Genomic DNA, 18,983 nt, shown 5'->3' with positions numbered 1-18,983 from the left:
TGTCTGCGGTGCCCTCCGCGCCGGCGGGGCGGAGCCACTTCTCCCTGCCGTCAGCGGCTGTACCGCGGTAGGTCCAGCCTTCGGGTTCGAGGATGTCCCGGAACGTCAGCTCGGAGGCGAGGATGTCGAAGACGCTCGTGCCGCCGCCGGAGCGGGGAAGAGGCCGCGCGGCGGGGCGCTGGCGTGGCCAGGGTGGTGCGGCCTGTGCGTGCGTCGTGCCGTGCCCGCTTCTCCGCAGCGGCTTTCTCCAACAGGGCCCGGGCGTCGGGTTCCAGGCGGTGAACGGCTTCTTGCATGACGGCCAGGTCGACGGGCTCGCCGGTGCCAGGGAAGCTTCCTGTGTACCGGGGTTCAGCTTTGCGGTTGACCGTGCCGGGGATCCGCATGAGCCGGTCGAGGTTGCCGATCTGGGTGTCCCAGGAGCAGCCGTGGGAGTACGCGCAGCCGCCGAGGACGGCCTGCAGGCCCATCGTGAAGCGCTCGACGGCTGTGCGGTCATCACCGTTGGTGATGACGTACGGCTGAGCGAGGGCCCAGATCGGGTTGTACCCTCCGCCGGAGAGCCACCACCCGGACGGCTCGGGCAGGCCCGACGCGAGGACGATCTCACGGACGTGGTCGGCGTCGACGGGGTGAGGCATGTCGTCCAGGCCGGGCTTATGGCCGGTCGTGCCGAAGTCGCCGTCCGCCCACAGGAACGTCAGCCCGTGCGCCAGGTCCTTACCGCCGCGACCCTTGGCGGGGTGCTCGCGAAGGGTGGTGACCTGGGCGTAGATGCCCTTGGGCAAGCGGGCGTCGAGCTCGGTGACGTACTGGGCGGCCGAAGCGATGCCCACTTCGTCCGTGGTGAAGCGTCGGCCAACCCACCGGTCTGCGTCCGAGCAGATGCTGAGCAGCCCGGGGACGTCCTGGAAGTGGTAGGCCAGCGAGGCGTGGACGAGCTGCTCGTCGATGATGAGGTGTTCGGCTACCGGCGCCTGGGTCACTGGTGCACCGCCGGGAAGTAGTAGACGCCGGTCGGGCGGCCGACGCACCGCGAACGCCGGAGGCAGACGCGGGGCGCGGCGGCGGTGCCGGCGGGGTGGATGTGCTGGTGGTCGCAGAACGGGCAGTCGGCGACGAGCAGGGCGAGGGGCTCGCCGTCCTCGTTCCGGCTGTTGCGGCAGACGACGAGCCGGGCCGTGGTGGCGGCCATGCCGAGGTTCTCGGGCGGCCGGGTTTCCGCCTCGGTCTGCGTGTTGTCCTCCCCGAAGAGTGGGAGGGCGGTGGTGCTGGTCACGAACGTGCTCTCTTCTACGAGCGGGACCGACGATTCCGTGAGTGCACGCGGCCCCGGGCCAGGAGCGAGTGGCCCGGGGCCGCGCTGCGTTCTCCGGATCAGCTGGACGCCCGCGTCTTGGCGAGCATCTGGGCGTGGTCGGCGGCGTAGCGGCGCATGTGCTCCTGCGCCTCGGCGGCGACGTACGCCCACCTGGTACCGGCCGGGACGTGAATCTCGACCTGGCGGGCGGCGAGGAAGAAGCGCGCGGCGATCGCGCTGCCGAGACCGGGGAAGGCCCGGAGGGCGTCCTCCCCGACGTGGACGATCACGGTGTGGCAGTCGACGGAGTGGCGCGTCTGGTCGTGGAGGGCCGCGGCGACCTCGCGGCTGGTGTTGTAGCGGCCGGTGAGGTCGACCGTGACGACGAGGCGGACCTCGGGAACGGCCACGGTGACCTGCCGGCGCGGCAGCTGGGGCAGCTCGTCACGGGCGGGAGCGGGGGCCGGCTCGATGTGTGCGGGGTGGTCGACGGGCCACTGCCCGGGCTTGCGGTCGGTCACGATGCCTCCTGGCGGCGAGCCGGCCATCCGGGGCCGGGCGGGATCTCGGGCAGACCTTGCAGGGCGCGCGGGGTGTGTTCAGGGCAGCGGAGGCCGCTCACGAAGCGGCGGACGCCGTCATTTCTGCGGCAGTGGCGCTGCTCGGCGCCGATCCAGTGGCGGCACTCGGGCCGCATCTGCTCCCTTCACGCCGCCTCCTGCTGCCGGGAGGCGTAGAACGCTGCGCGAATCGCGGCGCGCTGGTCGTCGGTGAGGGGCGGGGCCTGGGCGACGAGTCGGTCGATGCGCTCCCAGTAGCCGGCGGGCCGGGCCGGGCGGCCGGGGGTGTCCCCGGCCGCCGCGGCCTTCGGGGCCGCGCTCACCGGGCGGCCTGCCGGGCGAGCGCGGCGCGCAGCAGGCCGAGGGTGTCGCGGTCGCTCTGCCCCTGCGGGACGAAGAACTCCCGCACCCCGTCCGGGCCGGCGTCGGTGAGGATGCTGACGGACAGCATCCGGGCGTTCGGCCCGTCCGCGGGGACGATCCTCACCCGGGCCTCGACGCACAGGCGCAGCAGCCGGTCACGGTCCAGGCCGCGGGCGAGCTGGCGGGCGACGCCCTCGGGGTCGCCGGTCCGCTCGAACTCGGTGAGCAGCAGGTCGAGGAAGTCGGCGTACTCCCCGCTGGCGGTGGCGCGGGCGGTGCGGATGCTGGTGACGGCGGGGTGCTCACCGTTCGTCGGGAGGATCCCGGCCTGTATGGCCGCGTCGGTGCATACGGCGGCCAGCTCGGTGGCCGTGACGCGCTGGGCAAGCTGCGGCAGCTCGCCGAGGATGTCGGCGGCGACGCGTGCGCCGAACGGTGTCGTAGCGGTGACGTGGCCGGTCTTTGGCTGGGCGGGGTGCCCGCCGGTCGGTACAGTGGTCATCGAGCTTCCGATCTGCTGGTAGGCGGATTCGTGGATGTGCTCGACAGACGGCGTTCGGGTGGCACCCCGAGCGCCGTTGTCGTTGGTCGCCGGAGGATCTGCTGAGCGGCGTGTCACGCCGAAGCCCTTTGCTGCACGTAGGGCTGAAGCAGGGTGTGGAGCTCCTGGAGCTCCAGAACCTTGGCCAGGCGGTACAGGGAGTCGATCGAGAGCTGTTTCTCCCCCCGCTCGACCTTGGACAGGTGCCCAGGGTCAATGCCCGAGCGTTGAGCGGTTGTCCGCAGGCTCAACCCCTTGGCGACCCGAAGACGGCGCAGCGGTGGTCCGCTGAACGGCTCCGTTGAGTCATTCTGCATGTCGTTGACACTAGGAGCCCCGATGGCCAGAAGTCAACCAGACTCGAAGTCGCCTCTTCAGGTTTCGTTGACTGCCGGTCTACAGTGGGCGGCATGACGCAGAACCCGCTCTACGCTGGACCAGCCCCCGAGGAAGCACCCGAGAGCCTCGTGAAGACGTGGTCGGTCAGCCAACTGGTCTCCTACAACCTCCTCCGTGCCAGGCGCTCGCGCGGATGGACTCAGCAGGAACTAGGCATCCTTCTGGGGAAGTACACGGGGCGACCGTGGTCGAACGCCAGCGTTAGCGCTGCGGAGCGTGCCTATCAAGGAGGTAGGTCGCGAAAGTTTGACCTGGATGAAGTGAATGCATTCTGCGCAATCTTTGACGTGCCATTCGCCTACTTTATGCTACCTCCAGCAGGAGATTTTGTAGTCACCCCACCCGCAGGGGAATCGGAAGAGGTCGGTGATAAAGGCCCCGCGGGAATGGACCCGGTTACATACCTCCGTCGCGTCCTGGCGGTGGACCCTTCGCCGGAGTTTCTTACTCGCGCGCAGGAGGTCACCGTCGAGCATGCCACGCTGGACTTCATCCCGGCCAAGTGGGAGTACGTCTTTTCAGCTCAGCCCGTCGAGGAGACGGTGCAGCGTGCTGAACAGGAAGGCGCGAAGGGGAAGGGGCTTGAGCATGGCCTCGACATTCCCGAAAATGTGCTTGAGGCTGTGCTTGAGGCGCTTATTGAAGAACATTCAGAAGAGCTCGTCACTAATGTGGCGGCGCGCCTTGAAGAGAGGGGTTACCTCCGAAATCCTGAAGTAGAAGAAATGGCGCGCGAGCTTCGTGACCTACGGGAGAAGGTTTCAAGGGTTCTCTCGGATAGGTCATTGCCGACTGAGTAAGTAGCCCCTGCTCTGCTACCGCAAGTCGCCCAAGCGTGTTGCACGCAGCCAGCTGATATCGATGGTTTCGTAGTCGAAGTAGCCGCCGTCGGGCATCCGGCCGCGTCGCGCCGGCCGCACCGTGACCGTCATCAGAGCCCGCAGTACAGCGCGCCGCTGGTCCAACGGCGTGGCCTTCCACGCGGCCCGCACGTCAGGCGCCCCGACCAGCGGCACCAGCGGGTCCTTCACCGCCGCCTTCCCGAGCTGCCGGTTGACCCCCTCCAGCTGGGCTCGTGCCGTGTCCGAGCCCTCGGTGAACTGCGCCATGGTGATCTGACCGGAGCCGAACAGCCCCGCCAGGTCGGTGAGGCGCCGCCGGATCCGTTCGCTCTCCGCCTGGAGCTCGGCCACGTTGACGTCCCCGGGGCCTGGCAGGAGAAGATCGTGAGCGTCCGGCCGTGACAGCCGCTCGATGATGAGGTCCTGGACGTACCCGTCGAGCTTGTCGCCGCGGCGGCAGCCGCCGTGACGGGTCTGGCAGCGGTAGCTGGGGTGTCCGGCGCCGCCGGATCGAGTGCAGATCATCGTCTCGTTGCAGCCGTCGATACCGCACCTGTAGATCATCGACCCGAACCACTTCGGCTCGGGGCCGGGGGTCGTGCGCCGTGACGGGTCGGCCAGGAGCGCTACGACGGCTCTGAAGCGTGCCTCGTCGACGATCGGTTCCCATGTGCCGCGGCCGATCTCCTCGCCCCGGTAGATGGCGATCCCGGCGTTCCTGGGGCGGACGAGCATGTCCCGTGCTTCCTGCTGGGTGATCGGGTTGCCGCGCGTTGTGGTCAGTCCCTTGTCGGCGAGCCACTTCGTGAAGGCGTTGATGGACCCGCCGGCCAGCAGACTGTCGATACCGTGCTCGACGGCAGCGGCCTCCTCCGGGACGAGCTTGCTCATGTCCAGGACGGGTACCTGGACTTCCTCGCCGGTGTGCTTGTCGACCCGCGTGGTGGTTTCGCCGGTCGGTACGCCCCAGCCGAACGGGCGGATACCTCCGCCCCATTCGCCGGCCCTCGCCTTCTGCAGCCGGGCCCGGGCGACGCGCTCGGCCTTGTGCTCGGATTCGTGCCGTGCGACGGCGCCGAGCATCCGGGCGACCATGCGCCCCGAAGGGGTGGCAAGGTCAATCGGTCCGGCCTGGCAGGTGTGGGTCGTCACGCCGCGCCGCTCGGAGATGTCGATGTACTCCTCCAACTCGGTGGGAGAGCGGTGGAGCCGGTCGGTGTGCCAGGCGATGACGACGGGGGCGACGCCGTCTTCGAGGTCGGCAAGCATGCGGCGGTAGTCCTTGCGCGGCTTGCCGCTGTACGCCGACATGTCGTTGTCGACGTAGGTCTCGACAACGTCCCACCCGTTCCGTTCGGCGAGGGCCTCGCAGTCTTCGCGCTGTCGGTCGACGCCGAGGTGGGCGCCGGAACGGTCCTGGCTGATGCGGACGTAGATGACGGCGCGTACCCGGCCGTCGGCCGTGCGGGTGGTCTTCATGCCCACCTAGTGTGCCGCAACAAAGGTGTCTTGATAAGAACTTCGGGAAGACGACGCTGCTGTCCACCCTCCTCGGGATCGTGGGGGAGCGCGAGCGGATCATCCTGGCCGAGGACTCGGCGGAGCTGCGCCCCGACCACCCCCACGTGGTGCGGCTGGAGGCGCGCCCGCCGAACCAGGAGGGCGCCGGCCGGGTGACCCTCCGTGACCTGGTCCGCCAGGCGCTGCGGATGCGACCGGACCGCCTGGTCGTCGGCGAGGTGCGGGGCGCGGAGGTCGCCGACCTGCTGGCCGCGCTGAACACGGGCCACGAGGGGGGCTGCGGGACGGTGCACGCCAACACCGCGGCGGACGTACCCGTACGCCTTGAGGCCCTCGCCACGACCGCTGGACTCGACCGGGCCGCCCTGCACAGTCAGCTGGCCGCCGGCCTGTCCGCCGTGGTGCACCTCGTGCGCGCTCCGGGCGGCCGCCGGAGGGTCGCGGAGGTCCACGTGCTGGAGCGGGGGCCGGACGGGCTGGTCGTCACCGTGCCCGCGCTGCGGTGGGCGCCGAGCGGCTTCACGGAGGAGCGGGGCGGGGAGAGACTGCGTGCCCTGATCGGAGGCGTGCGGTGGTGACGGGCCGGCCGGTGGGCGCGACGGCGCTGTGCGCGGGCGCGGCGGCCCTGCTCCGCGCGGGACGGGGGCGGGGACCGCGCCGGGGAAGACGGCTGTTCGCGGACGGCGCGGCTCACACGAGCCCGTCACCGGCCGGTCGGCACCCGGAATGGCAGGTACCGCGGCTCCGGCCGGAGTGGCTGTGCCCCGTGGTCGCGCTCGTGCCGGCCCTGCTGGGCGAGTCTCCGCTGCCGCTCCTTGCGGGCGCTGCCGCCGTGCCGCTGGCCGGCAGGCGGTTGCGTGCGCGGGCTCGCGGCAAGGAGCGGGACCGGCGTGCCGATGCCGTGATCGAGCTGTATGCCGTCATGGCGGCGGAGCTGCGGGCCGGCGGCCAGCCCGCACGGGTGCTGTGCTTCGCCGCCCGCACCACCGGAGCGCTGGGTGCCGCGGAGCCCGCCGTGACGGCCGCCGCACGGTTCGGCGGCGATGTGCCCGAGACACTGCGCGACGCGGCGAGGGCGGAGGGCGCCGACGGACTGGCCGGCCTGGCAGCGTGCTGGCAGGTCGCCGTGGACGGGGGTGCGGGGCTGGCCGCCGGACTCGACCGGCTGGAGGCGGCGCTGCGCGAGCGGCGGGAGCAGCGGGAACGGCTGCGTGCCCAGCTGTCCGGCGCGTGGGCCACCGTCGTCCTCCTCGCCCTGCTGCCCGTCGCGGGCCTCGCCATGGGCGCCGCTCTCGGCGCCGGCCCGCTGAGGGTCCTCCTGCACACCCCGGCCGGCCTCGCCTGCCTCGTGGTCGGCGGCGCCCTGGAAGCGGGAGGGCTGTGGTGGGCCGGGCGGATCGTCGGAGCGGGGGAGGAGCCGTGACCTGGGAGGCCGGCGAGGCCGTCCGCCATCCGTGGGCGGTGGCCGCGGTAGTCGCGGTCGCTTTGCGGACGACGTGGACGGCGGTTCGCGCCCGGCGGGCCTCCCGGGCGCGCGGACGGTTCGTGATGCAAGCCGGAGCGGGGTGCCCTCGCCGTGTCCGGCCCCGGTGGGCGAGTCGCGTCGCGGCAGAGGTGCACCGGTGGGCCGGTCCGGTCACGGCGGTGACCGCCGGGTGGGTGCTGTTCGACGGGATCGTCGGTTGCGCGATCGGTGCCGCCGGGGCGTACGGCGTACGGAGGCTGCGGCGGCGCACCCGCCCCCCAGTCCCCGACGCCGAGGCGGCCGGTCTGTTGCCGCTCGCCGCGGAACTGCTCGCCGCCTGTCTCTCGGCCGGGGCGGGGCCCCGCGAGGCGGCGGAAGCGGTCGGCCGGTCGATGGGTGGCCCCGTGGGCGAACGGCTCAGGCGGACCGCGGCGGAACTCGCGCTGGGCGGGGACCCGGGTGAGGCGTGGGAACGGCTGGGGAGCCTCCCGGGCGCGCGGCCGCTGGCCCGCTGCCTGGAACGGGCGGCCGCCTCGGGCGCCCCCGCGGCGGCACCGGTGGCCCGGTTGGCCGCGGGGCTGCGCGCCGACCGGGCCAGAGCCGCCGCTGCCCGGGCACAGCGGGCGCAGGTACTGATCACGGCGCCGGTGGGGCTGTGCTTCCTGCCGGCCTTCCTCGCGGTCGGTGTGGCGCCGGTCGTGATCGGGCTGGCCGGCCGGCTGCTGTGAGGGCGCCGGCTCCCGGAGCCGGCGCCGACGACACCAATGGATACGGGACAAGGAGGTTGCCGTGTGGCATCGGATGGTGGAGTGGACGAAGCGGGGCTGGGCGAAGGCCCGGGCGGGCATGCGCCGGGACACCGGCATGAACACGGCCGAGTACGCGATGGGCACGATCGCCGCGTGCGCCTTCGCGGCCGTGCTGTACAAGGTCGTGACGAGCGACACCGTGGCGTCGGGGCTGCGGTCGACGATCGAGAGGGCGCTCGATGCCCCGTTCTGAGAGGGGGCTCCGGCCGGTGGCGCGCGGACCGGGGCTCGGTGACGGCGGAGGCGGCTCTGGCGGTGCCCGCGCTGGTGGCGTTCACCATGGTGCTCCTCTGGGGACTCGTCGCGGCGGCCGCGCAGATCCAGTGCGTGGACGCGGCGCGTGCCGGGGCCCGGGCGGTGGCCCGGTCGGAGCCGGAGACGTCGGCGGTGGAAGCGGCCCGGACGGCCGCGCCGGACGGGGCGCGGGTGGCGGTGGAACGCACGGGCGACCTGTGGCGGGTACGGGTCGAGGCGCCCGCGCCGGGACCCGCCTCCTGGGGGCTGACCCTTCGCGCCGAGGCGGTCGCGCTCGCGGAGGACGCGGTGGGCGGGGCGGCCGTGGGCGACGGCTCCTGAGCGACGGCGGCGACCGCGGCTCGACGACCGTGTGGTCGGCCATGGCGGCGGGCGCGCTGTGCGTCGTGTTCGCCGCCGTACTCGCTCTGGGACAGGCCGTGGCGGCGCGGCACCGGGCGGGCGGCGCCGCCGACCTGGCGGCTCTCGCGGCGGCCGACCACGCCCTGCGGGGCGCCGGCGACGCCTGCGAAGCAGCCGGCCGGGTCGCCCGGGCACAGCGGGCGGAGGTGGTGCGGTGCGTCTTGCGGGGGGAGATCGCGGAGGTGGAGGCCCAGGTGCGGTTCGGTCCGTACGCCCCGGTGGTCAGGTCGAGGGCGGGCCCTCCGGAGGCGTGGCCGGGGCCTGGGGGAGGGCCGGGCCCTCCCGGACCTCCCGGGATTCCCTCCGGCCCTCCTCCGGGGCTTCCCGAGCTCTCCTTCGAACCGTCCGGATCTCCCGGGTCTCCCTGGCCCCTCGGGTCTCCCCGCCCCCTTGGGTCTCCCCGTCCCCTTGGGTCTCCCCGTCCCCTTGGGTCTCCCCGTCCCCTTGGGTCTCCCCGTCCCCTTGGGTCTCCACGTCCCCTCGGGCCCTCCGGGCCCCTTCCCGGGTCTCCCGGGGGTCCTCCCGGGCTTTCCGAGTTCCCTCCCGGGCTTTCCGGGCCTCCTCCGGGGCCGCCGGCTCCTCCGGGGCGCTCCGGAGGAGTTCGGTGAGGAGGCGCACGGCGGCGCGCTTGTGGAGCGGGTCGTTGCCGTTGCCGCACTTGGGCGACTGGATGCACGAGGGGCAGCCCGCGTCGCACTCACACGACGCGATCGCCTCACGGGTCGCGTCCAACCAGGCACGGGCGGTGTGGAAGGCCCGCTCGGCGAATCCCGCACCGCCCGGATGGCCGTCGTACACGAACACCGTCGGCAGCAGCGTGTCGGGGTGGAGCGGGACGGACACGCCGCCGATGTCCCACCGGTCGCAGACGGCGAACAGCGGCAGCAGGCCGATCGAGGCGTGCTCGGCGGCGTGGAGGGCCCCGCCCAGCTGCTCCGGGTTCACCCGGGCGGCGTCGAGCTGGTCCTCCGTCACGGTCCACCACACCGCCCGGGTGCGCAGGGTGCGCGGCGGCAGGTCGAGTCTGGTCTCACCGAGTACCTCACCGGTCGTCAGGCGGCGGCGGAGGAAGGAGACGACCTGGTTGGTGACCTCGACGGAGCCGTAGCACAGGCGGGCGTCCCCCCACGGGACCTCGGTGTCGGTCTCCAGCACGGAGACGGCGGTGGTGTCGCGGGCGGTGGTGGAGTACGGCGGGTCGGCCTCCTCGACGAGGGCGACGGACTCTTTCAGGTCGAGGTGCCGCACCAGGTACGTGCGGCCCTGATGGAGGTGGACGGCGCCCTCGTGGACGGTGGTGTGGGCGGCCGGGGCGTCCACGGTGCCGAGGAGGCGCCCCGTGCCCTCCTCGACGATCCGGACGGGATCGCGGCCCCCGCCCCGGATGTCGATGAGGTCGACGGCGCGCTCGCGGCGCGTCCAGTACCAGCCGGACGTCCGCCGCCGCAGCAGGCCCGCGGCCTCCATCTGCGGCAGCAGCTCCGCCGCGGCCGGGCCGAACAGCGCCAGGTCGTCGTCGGAGAGCGGTGACTCGGCCGCCGCCGCGCACAGGTGCGGTGCCAGGACGTACGGGTTGTCGGGGTCCAGGACGGTGGACTCCACCGGGCGTCGGAAGAGCGCCTCCGGGTGGTGGACGAGGTATGTGTCCAGGGGGTCGTCGCGGGCGACCAGCACGGCCAGGGCGCCCTCACCGGACCGTCCCGCCCGCCCCGCCTGCTGCCAGAGGGAAGCACGGGTGCCCGGGTAACCGCAAACGAGGACCGCGTCCAGGCCCGACACGTCGATGCCCAGTTCCAGGGCGGTGGTCGCGGCGAGGCCGAGGATTTCGCCGGAGTGCAGAGCCCGCTCCAGGGCGCGGCGCTCCTCGGGAAGGTAGCCGCCCCGGTAGGCGGCGACCCTGCGGGCGAGGGAGCGGTCCACCTCCGCGAGTCGCTCCTGCGCGATGACCGAGATCAGCTCGGCGCCCCGGCGGGAGCGGACGAAGGCGACGGAGCGGACGCCCTGCACCGTCAGGTCGGTCAGGAGGTCGGCCGTCTCGGCCGTCGCGGTGCGCCGGACCGGGGCGCCGTTCTCGCCCTCCAGTTCGGTGAGCGGCGGCTCCCACAGGGCGAAGACGAGCTCGCCGCGCGGTGACGCGTCGTCGGCCACCTCGCGGACCGGCAGGCCGGTGAGGCGGTTCGCGGCGACGGCGGGTTCGGCGGCGGTGGCCGAGGCGAGGAGGAAGACGGGCTCGGAGCCGTATCGGGCGCACAGGCGGCGCAGGCGGCGCAGCACCTGTGCGACGTGGGAGCCGAAGACGCCCCGGTACGTGTGGCACTCGTCGATCACGACGTAGCGCAGGGCACGCAGGAAGGAGGCCCAGCGCGGATGGGACGGGAGTACACCCCGATGGAGCATGTCGGGGTTGGTCAGTACGTAGTTGGCGTACTGGCGGACCCACTCGCGCTCCTCGAACGGCGTGTCCCCGTCGTACACGGCCGGGCGGATCCGTCTGCCGAGCGGGGCCGAGAGGGCCCGTACGGCGCGCCGCTGGTCCGCGGCCAGCGCCTTCGTGGGGGACAGGTACAGCGCGGTGGCGCCCCGGCCGTCGGCCGCCTCGGCGCCCTCGAGGAGCACCGACAGGACGGGTGCGAGGTAGGCCAGGGACTTCCCGGACGCCGTGCCCGTGGCGATCACCACCGACTCGCCGTCCAGGGCGTGCTCGGCGGCGGCCGCCTGGTGGACCCACGGACGGTCGATCCCGGCCCGGTGAATGGCGTTGATCACTTCCGGCCGGATGCGGTCGGGCCAGACGGCATGCCGGCCCTCCCTCGGGGGCAGGTGCTCCGTATGAGTGATGCGCGCAGCCCGGTTCGCCCGCGCGGCGAGCCGGTCGAGGACCGTACCGGGGGAGGGGCGGGTGTCCCCGTTCTCGGGGGGACGACTGGGGCGGTGATTCCTGGCCATCGGCACCGAGTGTGTCACCGGCGTGACGGACAATGCTCCCAAGGCGTCGTGCATGGCTGCTGGTAAGTGATTGAATGCCATCGCGGCTGGCGATCCGTCCCCTGACTCCGTCGGGGAGACCCGGGGGCGACCGCTCGATAGCAAGGTGCTGGAGGATCCGTGGACCTGTCCCTGTCGACTCGCAATGTGTCCGGCCCTGGTGGCGACCGTACGGTCGTCGAGGTCGGTGGCGAGATTGATGTGTATACCGCGCCCAAGCTGCGCGAGCAGTTGGTCGAGTTGGTGAACGACGGCAGCTACCACCTGGTCGTCGACATGGAGGGTGTGGACTTCCTGGACTCGACCGGCCTCGGGGTCCTGGTCGGTGGGCTGAAGCGCGTGCGCGCCCACGAGGGCTCGCTGCGCCTGGTCTGCAACCAGGAGCGCATCCTGAAGATCTTCCGGATCACGGGCCTGACCAAGGTGTTCCCGATCCACACCACGGTCGACGAGGCCGTCGCCGCCACCGACTGAGGCCGGGACCGCGGGCGTCCGGCCCCGTGCGGGCCGGGCGCCGCCGGTGCCGTCGGCCGCCTCCGGGGCGCCCCCGCGGCCCCCGACCGCGGTCGGTCGGCGGCGCCGCGGGCCCGGACCGGTGGTCCGGCACGCCCCGGCCACCGGCGTACCGGACCGTCCCGAAGCCCTCGGACCTCGCGGCCGCAGCGGTCTCCGCGGCCGCACAGGTCTCCACGGCCGTGCCGGACCCGTTCCGCGGGTTCCGGCGCCGGTCGTGCGCGGAGGGTCCGAGCGGCCGGGACCCGGAGTCGCGGCGGCCGTGTGCCGCCGTAGGCCCGCGCCGGGCTCCCGCCAGAGCTCGGCGTGCGGGTCGTCCCGCCCTTCGCCGGTCGAGGGAGCGGGGCGGGAGCCCGAAGCGGGCTCCCGGGCCCCCGGGCGGGGCGTGAAGGCCCGGCCGCAGGGCATACGCCCTTGCGGGAGGGCACGGGATCCGTACGGCTCCAGGGCGCGCCGGAGGCGGTGGCGCCGCCGACGGCGCCGTGCCCCGGTGGTGCGGATGTGCCGGAGGCTCCGGGGCATCCGGTGGAACGGCAGGGGTACCGGGCAGCCGGCCCGGGCCCCTGGGACGCACGCTCGTACGCCCGAGGGGGACCGCATGGCCACCGTTGAACTCCGCTTCAGCGCCCAGCCCGAGCACGTCAGGACCGCCCGCCTGGTGGCGGCCGCCGTCGCACGCCGGGCGGGGGTCGGGGAAGCCGTGCTGGACGAGGTGAGGCTCGCCGTCGGCGAGGCCTGCTCCCGTGCCGTCGGGCTGCACCGGAGCAACGGCGTCACCGCGCCCGTGAGGGTGCGGCTGACCGAGGAGGAGAAGGCGTTCTCCATCGAGGTCGGCGACGAGGTGCCCGGCGCCGGTGTCGCGGCCGCCGAAGCGACCGGCGTACCCGGCTCGCGCAGCGGTGCGCCGGTCCGGGACTTCGACGACGCGGGGGGCGAGGACCAGATGGGGCTCGCGGTGATCAGCGGGCTCGTCGACGATGTGGAGGTGTCTGCGGGGGAACGCGGCGGACTCATTCGGATGAGCTGGTCCAGGTCGGGTTCCGCGGACTCCCGCTAGGGCCCCGCACACCGCACGATCCCTTGTGAAGGCCCTGCCGAGCAGGGCCTTCGCTCTTCTTCCGGGGTCTTTTCGAGAAGCGTCCGCGGTCCGGCGCCTCCATCGCGTTGCTGCTTCCGGAGGAATGCGCGAAACGGATCATTTGCCGACCGGAAGGGCGCGCTCGATCCTGTTGTCCGGTACCCGGCACCGGCCGGATTCCGCTCCCCGAGCCGTCCGCGGCTCGAGCTCCGACGCCGAGGAGGACGAATGGCGGGGCTCCTCGACCCACAGCGGGCCCACGGCCCGCTCCCGTCCACCGCCGCGGTTCTCACCGGGGAGAACCGGGTCGTCGTGGCCGTGATCGCCCTCGTCGCGCTGACCGCCCTGTTCGTCGCCCGGTTGCTCGTCCGCCAGGTGCTGGCAGCCGGCGAGGGCACCGAGTCCATGAAGCGGATCGCCGCCGCCATCCAGGAGGGCGCCAACGCCTACCTGGCACGGCAGTTGAGGACCGTGGCGGTGTTCGCGGCCGTCGTCTTCCTCCTCCTCATGCTGCTTCCGGCCGACGACTGGGCGCAGCGGCTGGGGCGTTCGCTGTTCTTCCTCGTCGGGGCGCTCTTCTCCGCCGTCACCGGGTACCTCGGCATGCGCCTCGCCGTACGGAGCAACGTGCGGGTGGCGGCGGCGGCGCGCGAGGCCGCGCCGGCACCGGGTGAACCCGGAAGGGACCCGGCGGCCGTCTCGCGGAAGGCCGTGAGGATCGCTTTCCGCACGGGCGGCGTGGTCGGCATGTCCACCGTCGGCCTCGGTCTGCTCGGCGTCTGCTGCGTCGTCCTCCTCTACGCGGCGGACGCGCCCAAGGTCCTGGAGGGCTTCGGCCTGGGCGCCGCCCTGATCGCCATGTTCATGCGTGTCGGCGGCGGCATCTTCACCAAGGCCGCCGATGTCGGCGCCGACCTGGTCGGCAAGGTCGAGCGGGGCATCCCCGAGGACGACCCGCGCAACGCCGCCACCATCGCCGACAACGTCGGCGACAACGTCGGCGACTGCGCCGGGATGGCCGCCGACCTCTTCGAGTCGTACGCGGTCACGCTGGTCGCCGCGCTGATCCTCGGCACGGCCGTCCTCGGCGACCTCGGCCTCGTCTTCCCGCTCGTCGTCCCGGCGATCGGCGTCGTCACCGCGATGGCCGGCATCCTCGCGGTCGCGCCCCGGCGCGCCGACCGCAGCGGCATGTCGGCGGTCAACCGGGGCTTCTTCCTCTCCGCGGCCGTCTCGCTCGTGCTCGTGGCGATCGCCGCCTTCACCCTCCTGCCGGCCTCGTTCGCGGAGCTGGAGGGCGTCACCGACGCGGCCGTGCGGGCGCACGGCGGCGACCCCCGCGTCCTGGCGCTCGCGGCGGTCGCCCTCGGCATCGTCCTCGCCGTGCTGATCCAGCAGCTGACCGGGTACTTCACGGAGCCGGGCCGGCGGCCGGTGAGGGACGTCGCGAAGTCGTCGCTGACCGGTCCCGCCACCGTCGTCCTCGCCGGCGTCTCCCTCGGCCTGGAGTCGGCCGTCTACACCGCCCTGCTGATCGGCCTCGCGGTCTACGGGGCGTTCCTCCTCGGCGGCGCGTCGGTCATGGTGGCGCTCTTCGCCGTCGCGCTCGCCGGCACCGGACTGCTCACCACCGTCGGCGTCATCGTCGCGATGGACACCTTCGGCCCCGTCTCCGACAACGCGCAGGGCATCGCCGAGATGTCCGGTGACGTCCGGGGCGCCGGCGCGCAGGTCCTCACCGACCTCGACGCGGTCGGCAACACCACCAAGGCGATCACGAAGGGCATCGCCATCGCCACGGCGGTCCTCGCGGCCTCGGCGCTGTTCGGCTCGTACCGGGACGCCATCGCCACCGCCGTCGCCGACGTGGGCGCCGGGGCCGCCGGGACGACGCTCGGCATGGACGTCTCGGAGCCCGACAACCTGGTGGGCCTCATCCTCGGCGCCGCGGTCGTCTTCCTCTTCTCCGGCCTGGCCGTCAACGCCGTGTCCCGTTCGGCGGGTTCGGTGGTGTACGAGGTGCGCCGCCAGTTCCGCGACCACCCGGGGATCATGGACCGCTCGGAGAGGCCGGAGTACGGACGGGTCGTCGACATCTGCACCAAGGACGCCCTGCGCGAGCTGGCGACGCCCGGACTGCTCGCCGTCATGGCACCCATCGCGGTCGGCTTCGCGCTCGGTGTGGGTCCGCTCGGCGCCTATCTCGCCGGCGCCATCGGCACCGGCCTGCTGATGGCGGTCTTCCTGGCGAACTCGGGCGGCGCCTGGGACAACGCCAAGAAGCTGGTCGAGGAGGGCCACCACGGCGGCAAGGGCAGCGAGGCCCACGCCGCGGCGGTGATCGGCGACACGGTCGGCGACCCCTTCAAGGACACCGCGGGGCCGGCGATCAACCCCCTGCTCAAGGTGATGAACCTGGTGGCGCTGCTCATCGCGCCCGCCGTGGTCCGGCTGGGCCACGGCGCCGGCGCCGACACCGGTGTGCGGGCCGGCGTGGCGGCCGTCGCGATCGCCGTCGTCGTCGCGGCGGTGTACGCCTCCAAACGCCGCTCCGTCGCCGGCGGTGACGGGGACACGCCCGGGCGCGTCCCCGGCCCACCGGACGAGGCCGCCCCCGTCCGGTGACGGCGTCCGCGCCCGGTGCGACACCCGGTCAGGCGCGTTCGTCCGCGGCGCCGTAGAGCAGCGGCGGCCCGGTACGGGGCCGTTGCGGTGAGCCTTCTCTCTCTTGATGCAAACGGTGAAAAAGTGTACGCAGTGGTCATGAGGCATGCCGGTGTCGCCCACTTGGCGTGTATGTTCCGGGGCCGAGAGCCTCGGAAGGGACCGATCCGGTGAACAAGAAGCTTGCAGCCGCTCTGTCCGGCGGTGCGGTGCTGGTACTCGCGCTGTCGGGCTGCAGTGGGGACGAAGCCGACGACGGCAAGAAGGTGGAGGCCTGGGCGAAGACCTTCTGCGACCAGGCGAAGCCGCAGATCCAGAAGCGGGCCGACGCCCAGCAGACCATCATCTCGACGGCCGCGGACGGCAAGCCCGCCGACGTGCAGGCGGCGGACTCGAAGGCGTTCCGGGACATCGCCGACACGGACAAGGCGCTGGCCAAGGCGGTCGAGAGCGCCGGCGTCCCGCCCGTCGAGAACGGCGAGAAGCTCCGGCAGGACGCCATCAGGGAGCTCAACGCCACCGCCACGGCCTACGAGGGGCTCAGGAAGCAGGTCGACGCCCTCGATCCGAGCGACCAGCAGAAGTTCGCCGACGGCCTGCAGGGCGTCGCGAAGGGCCTGAAGCGCATCGAGAAGATGGACCAGGACGCGCTGGCCAGGCTCCAGTCCGGCGAGCTGGGCAGGGCCATGGCCGAGCAGCCGGGGTGCCGGAAGGCCAAGCCGTCCGCCGCGCCCACCACGACCAGCGGCCCCGCGGCCAGGCCCGGCACCGGGTCCGCGTCCCCGTCCCCCGCGTCCCCGTCCGCCGCGGTCTCCGGCCGCGCGTCCGCGGCGCCCTCGGCGTCGGCGAAGCCCTCCGCACCGGCCGGCCCCTCGGCCTCGGCGAGCGCCGGTTCCGAGTAGCGGTACCCGCCGCACCCGTTCGGCCCGGTCGTCCATAGGGGGGCCGGGCCGTTCGTCATCGCCCGTGGCGCCGGTCACAATGGGCGTGTGAGTACGACCAGCCTGACCGCCGACCTCCCGGTACCCGACCACGCCGGCCGCCTGCGCGCCGCCCTCCTCGCGGCCGACTTCACCGCCGACGGGCTCCTCGACCGGCTCGGCGCGTCCGCCTACGCCGCCCTCGCCCGCAGCGAGACGGTGCCCGCCCTGCGCGCCACCCGCGGGGAGGGGGCGCTGGACACCCTCGTCCGGCTGTTCCTGCTCCAGCAGCGGACGCCGTACGAGCGGGCGCGCGCCGCCCTCCCGCTGGACGAGGCGCTCGCGGACGGCTGGGTGGTGCGGGACGGCGACGAGGTCCTGGCCGCGGTCGACGTGCGCCCGTACGGCGGACCCGACGGCGAGGACTGGTACATCGTCTCCGACCTCGGGTGCGCCGTGGGCGGCGCGAGCGGGGCCGGCGGCAGGGGCGAGGGCGTCGTCCTCGGGGTCGGCGGCGCGTCCACCACGCTCGCCGGGCTCACCGTGCGCGCCCCCGTCGCCTCCGCGCTGGACCTCGGCACCGGCTCCGGCATCCAGGCACTGCACGCCACGCGCCACGCCACCCGGGTGACGGCGACGGACCTCAACCCGCGGGCGCTGGGGTTCACCCGGCTGACGCTCGCGCTGTCCGGCGCGCCGGAGGCCGACCTGAGAGCCGGCTCGCTGTTCGAACCCGTCGCGTCGGAGACGTACGACCTGATCGTGTCGAACCCGCCGTTCGTCATCTCCCCGGGGGCCCGGCTCACCTACCGGGACGGCGGGATGGGCGGCGACGACCTGTGCCGCACCCTCGTCCGACAGGCCGGGGAGCGGCTCAACGACGGCGGCTACGCGCAGTTCCTGGCCAACTGGCAGCACGTGGAGGGGGAGGACTGGAAGGACCGCGTCCGCTCGTGGGTGCCGCGCGGCTGCGACGCGTGGATCGTCCAGCGGGAGGTCCAGGACGTCACCCAGTACACGGAGCTGTGGCTGCGGGACGCCGGGGACCACCGCGCCGCCCCGGAGGAGTACCGGGAGCGGTACGAGGCGTGGCTCGACGAGTTCGAGGCACGCGGGACCAAGGCGGTCGGCTTCGGCTGGATCACCCTGCGGAAGTCCGGGGCAAAGGAGCCGTCCGTCCTCGTCGAGGAGTGGCCGCACCCGATTGAGCAGCCGCTCGGCGAGACGGTGCGGGCGCACTTCGCCCGCCAGGACTACCTCCGGGCGCGGGACGACGCGGCCCTGCTCGCCGACCACTTCGTGCTCGCGTCCGAGGTGGTGCAGGAGCAGGTGGGACCGCCGGGCGCGGAGGACCCCGAGCACGTCGTCCTGCGGCAGAACCGCGGGATGCGGCGGGCGACCAGGGTCGACGCGGTCGGCGCCGGGTTCGCCGGCGTCTGCGACGGCACGCTCGGCGCGGGTCGCATCCTGGACGCCATCGCCCAGCTGATGGGCGAGGATCCGGTCACCCTGCGCGACCGCACGCCCCGGGCCATCCGCCTCCTCGTGGAGGAGGGCTTCCTGGAGCCGGCGCGGCGGGACGGACGGGGCTGACCCGCAGCGGCGCGGGGCACGCCACCGCCGCTCCCCGCACCCTGCGGAACTGCGGCCCGTCCGGTACGGGGAGGCGAGCCTTCACCCGGTGCGGGGGCGGGCTTTCCCGGTACGGGGGCGCGAGTTCTCCGCCCGGCCCACGGGCGCAGCTCCGTCCGCCCGGTACGGGGACGCGGGCCCGCTCGCCCGGCCCACGGACGCAGGCCCGTCCGCGCGGCTCCGCGCCCGCCGGCCGTGCGTACGGGTCGCGTGCGCCCCGCGGAGCCCGGGGACCGGCGCCACGGCGCGGGTACGGAACACGAGCGCAGGCGCCGCCCGGGAGCCGGGAAGCGGACCGGCAGCGGGCACGGACCCCGGCAGCGGGCACGGACCCGGCCCCGGGGAGCGGGCGGCCCCCGCCGGCGCGGCCCCCGCCGGCGAGCCCCGGCGCGGCTCCGGCGCGGCACCGACGCGGCTCCGGCGCGGACGGCGGTCCGGACGGCGGTCCGCGGCGCCCCGCATCCCGGCGGCACACGGGGTGAGCCCGGCCACAGCCGCCGCGCCCGCGCCGGGACCGGCGCGGCGTTCCCCGCCTCCGGCCTCCGCTGCCCCGGCCGGGCCCGCCCGCGCCGTCCCGGCCCGGCTCCGGCGACCGGCGCGGACGGCACCGCCGCGACCGGGAACGCACGCCTCTGAGCAGGGCGGATCGGACGGGGACCGGCGGCCGGGGCGGCCCGGCGCGCGACCGGCTCCACGGCACGGGGCATGTTCGGCCGGAACACCGCCCTCCGTGC

General features: G+C 73.8%; 18 protein-coding genes and 2 pseudogenes. 12 read left to right on the top strand and 8 right to left on the bottom strand.

Translation table 11 applies throughout. The features are described 5' to 3' along the window. Window positions 1–50: 50 nt before the first annotated feature. The 6 genes from LUW75_RS10715 to LUW75_RS10690 all read right to left on the bottom strand — a co-directional run bounded on the left by LUW75_RS10715 (window position 51) and on the right by LUW75_RS10690 (window position 3,081). Window positions 51–986 carry a hypothetical protein gene (locus tag LUW75_RS10715; protein ID WP_250335405.1) on the bottom strand — a complete coding sequence of 312 codons (936 nt, stop codon included), beginning with the start codon at window positions 984–986 and terminating at the stop codon, window positions 51–53. Continuing rightward, entirely contained in the window at window positions 983–1,279 is a 297-nt protein-coding gene (locus LUW75_RS10710; RefSeq protein ID WP_250335404.1) for a hypothetical protein, read from the bottom strand. The genes LUW75_RS10715 and LUW75_RS10710 overlap by 4 nt, the downstream gene beginning before the upstream one ends. Before the next feature lie 98 nt (window positions 1,280–1,377). Beyond that, window positions 1,378–1,821 (bottom strand): hypothetical protein, encoded by a 444-nt coding sequence (locus tag LUW75_RS10705; RefSeq protein WP_250335403.1) that lies wholly within the window; start codon window positions 1,819–1,821, stop codon window positions 1,378–1,380. A gap of 185 nt (window positions 1,822–2,006) precedes the next feature. Beyond that, window positions 2,007–2,183 carry a hypothetical protein gene (locus LUW75_RS10700; RefSeq protein ID WP_250335402.1) on the bottom strand — a complete coding sequence of 59 codons (177 nt, stop codon included), beginning with the start codon at window positions 2,181–2,183 and terminating at the stop codon, window positions 2,007–2,009. After that, window positions 2,180–2,725: a hypothetical protein gene (locus LUW75_RS10695; RefSeq protein ID WP_250335401.1), complete on the bottom strand. Its 546-nt coding sequence runs from the start codon at window positions 2,723–2,725 to the stop codon at window positions 2,180–2,182. The genes LUW75_RS10700 and LUW75_RS10695 overlap by 4 nt, the downstream gene beginning before the upstream one ends. Window positions 2,726–2,838: 113 nt before the next feature. Then, window positions 2,839–3,081, bottom strand: coding sequence for a helix-turn-helix domain-containing protein (locus LUW75_RS10690; protein WP_250335400.1), 243 nt, complete (start codon window positions 3,079–3,081; stop codon window positions 2,839–2,841). Window positions 3,082–3,174: 93 nt separating this feature from the next. On the opposite strand from LUW75_RS10690, the gene LUW75_RS10685 reads away from it, so the two are divergent. Next, window positions 3,175–3,963 carry a helix-turn-helix domain-containing protein gene (locus LUW75_RS10685; RefSeq protein ID WP_250335399.1) on the top strand — a complete coding sequence of 263 codons (789 nt, stop codon included), beginning with the start codon at window positions 3,175–3,177 and terminating at the stop codon, window positions 3,961–3,963. A gap of 15 nt (window positions 3,964–3,978) precedes the next feature. On the opposite strand, the gene LUW75_RS10680 is transcribed toward LUW75_RS10685, so the two are convergent. Next, entirely contained in the window at window positions 3,979–5,484 is a 1,506-nt protein-coding gene (locus LUW75_RS10680) for a recombinase family protein (RefSeq protein WP_250335398.1), read from the bottom strand. Window positions 5,485–5,528: 44 nt separating this feature from the next. On the opposite strand from LUW75_RS10680, the pseudogene LUW75_RS10675 reads away from it, so the two are divergent. The 6 genes and pseudogenes from LUW75_RS10675 to LUW75_RS10650 all read left to right on the top strand — a co-directional run. After that, a pseudogene (locus LUW75_RS10675) lies at window positions 5,529–6,104 on the top strand (CpaF family protein); the annotation flags it as partial. After that, a complete protein-coding gene (locus LUW75_RS10670; RefSeq protein WP_250335397.1) occupies window positions 6,098–6,949 on the top strand; it encodes a type II secretion system F family protein in 852 nt (283 codons plus the stop codon). The pseudogene LUW75_RS10675 and the gene LUW75_RS10670, both read left to right, overlap by 7 nt. Then, window positions 6,946–7,719, top strand: coding sequence for a type II secretion system F family protein (locus LUW75_RS10665; protein ID WP_250335396.1), 774 nt, complete (start codon window positions 6,946–6,948; stop codon window positions 7,717–7,719). The genes LUW75_RS10670 and LUW75_RS10665 overlap by 4 nt, the downstream gene beginning before the upstream one ends. A gap of 73 nt (window positions 7,720–7,792) precedes the next feature. Continuing rightward, on the top strand, window positions 7,793–7,993 hold the full coding sequence (locus LUW75_RS10660; RefSeq protein ID WP_250337620.1) for a DUF4244 domain-containing protein: 201 nt from the start codon (window positions 7,793–7,795) through the stop codon (window positions 7,991–7,993). Window positions 7,994–8,031: 38 nt separating this feature from the next. Next, window positions 8,032–8,376 carry a TadE family type IV pilus minor pilin gene (locus LUW75_RS10655; RefSeq protein ID WP_462933717.1) on the top strand — a complete coding sequence of 115 codons (345 nt, stop codon included), beginning with the start codon at window positions 8,032–8,034 and terminating at the stop codon, window positions 8,374–8,376. A 41-nt stretch (window positions 8,377–8,417) separates the two neighbouring features. Further along, window positions 8,418–8,639, top strand: a pseudogene (locus LUW75_RS10650) (Rv3654c family TadE-like protein); the annotation flags it as partial. 40 nt (window positions 8,640–8,679) lie between these two features. Here the strand turns inward: LUW75_RS10650 and LUW75_RS10645 are convergent. Beyond that, window positions 8,680–11,484 carry a DEAD/DEAH box helicase gene (locus LUW75_RS10645; protein WP_250335395.1) on the bottom strand — a complete coding sequence of 935 codons (2,805 nt, stop codon included), beginning with the start codon at window positions 11,482–11,484 and terminating at the stop codon, window positions 8,680–8,682. A gap of 78 nt (window positions 11,485–11,562) precedes the next feature. Here LUW75_RS10645 and LUW75_RS10640 point away from each other — a divergent pair, with 78 nt between their 5' ends. The 5 genes from LUW75_RS10640 (at window position 11,563) to LUW75_RS10620 (ending at window position 18,210) form a co-directional block, all read left to right on the top strand. Further along, window positions 11,563–11,916, top strand: coding sequence for an STAS domain-containing protein (locus LUW75_RS10640; RefSeq protein ID WP_003967428.1), 354 nt, complete (start codon window positions 11,563–11,565; stop codon window positions 11,914–11,916). Window positions 11,917–12,553: 637 nt separating this feature from the next. Beyond that, complete coding sequence (locus tag LUW75_RS10635) at window positions 12,554–13,012, top strand: ATP-binding protein (protein WP_250335394.1); 459 nt, start codon at window positions 12,554–12,556, stop codon at window positions 13,010–13,012. Window positions 13,013–13,261: 249 nt separating this feature from the next. Next, entirely contained in the window at window positions 13,262–15,658 is a 2,397-nt protein-coding gene (locus LUW75_RS10630; RefSeq protein WP_250335393.1) for a sodium-translocating pyrophosphatase, read from the top strand. Window positions 15,659–15,867: 209 nt separating this feature from the next. Continuing rightward, window positions 15,868–16,599, top strand: coding sequence for a small secreted protein (locus LUW75_RS10625; protein WP_250335392.1), 732 nt, complete (start codon window positions 15,868–15,870; stop codon window positions 16,597–16,599). Window positions 16,600–16,686: 87 nt separating this feature from the next. After that, the gene (locus tag LUW75_RS10620) at window positions 16,687–18,210 is read left to right on the top strand and encodes a DUF7059 domain-containing protein (protein WP_250335391.1); all 1,524 of its coding nucleotides are present in this window, start codon (window positions 16,687–16,689) and stop codon (window positions 18,208–18,210) included. The last annotated feature ends 773 nt before the right edge of the window (window positions 18,211–18,983 follow it).

The organism is Streptomyces sp. MRC013, assembly GCF_023614235.1.
GTDB lineage: Bacteria > Actinomycetota > Actinomycetes > Streptomycetales > Streptomycetaceae > Streptomyces.
Note: the sequence above shows the minus strand (reverse complement) of the source record. Positions and strands in the feature narration are given on the sequence as shown.

Bases quoted from the DNA above. Each gene is read 5' to 3' on its own strand.
- LUW75_RS10695 (WP_250335401.1), bottom strand. From the start codon at position 2,725: ATGACCACTGTACCGACCGGCGGGCACCCCGCCCAGCCAAAGACCGGC.
- LUW75_RS10690 (WP_250335400.1), bottom strand. From the start codon at position 3,081: ATGCAGAATGACTCAACGGAGCCGTTCAGCGGACCACCGCTGCGCCGT.
- LUW75_RS10685 (WP_250335399.1), top strand. From the start codon at position 3,175: ATGACGCAGAACCCGCTCTACGCTGGACCAGCCCCCGAGGAAGCACCC.
- LUW75_RS10680 (WP_250335398.1), bottom strand. From the start codon at position 5,484: ATGAAGACCACCCGCACGGCCGACGGCCGGGTACGCGCCGTCATCTAC.
- LUW75_RS10660 (WP_250337620.1), top strand. From the start codon at position 7,793: ATGGTGGAGTGGACGAAGCGGGGCTGGGCGAAGGCCCGGGCGGGCATG.
- LUW75_RS10645 (WP_250335395.1), bottom strand. From the start codon at position 11,484: ATGGCATTCAATCACTTACCAGCAGCCATGCACGACGCCTTGGGAGCA.
- LUW75_RS10635 (WP_250335394.1), top strand. From the start codon at position 12,554: ATGGCCACCGTTGAACTCCGCTTCAGCGCCCAGCCCGAGCACGTCAGG.
- LUW75_RS10630 (WP_250335393.1), top strand. From the start codon at position 13,262: ATGGCGGGGCTCCTCGACCCACAGCGGGCCCACGGCCCGCTCCCGTCC.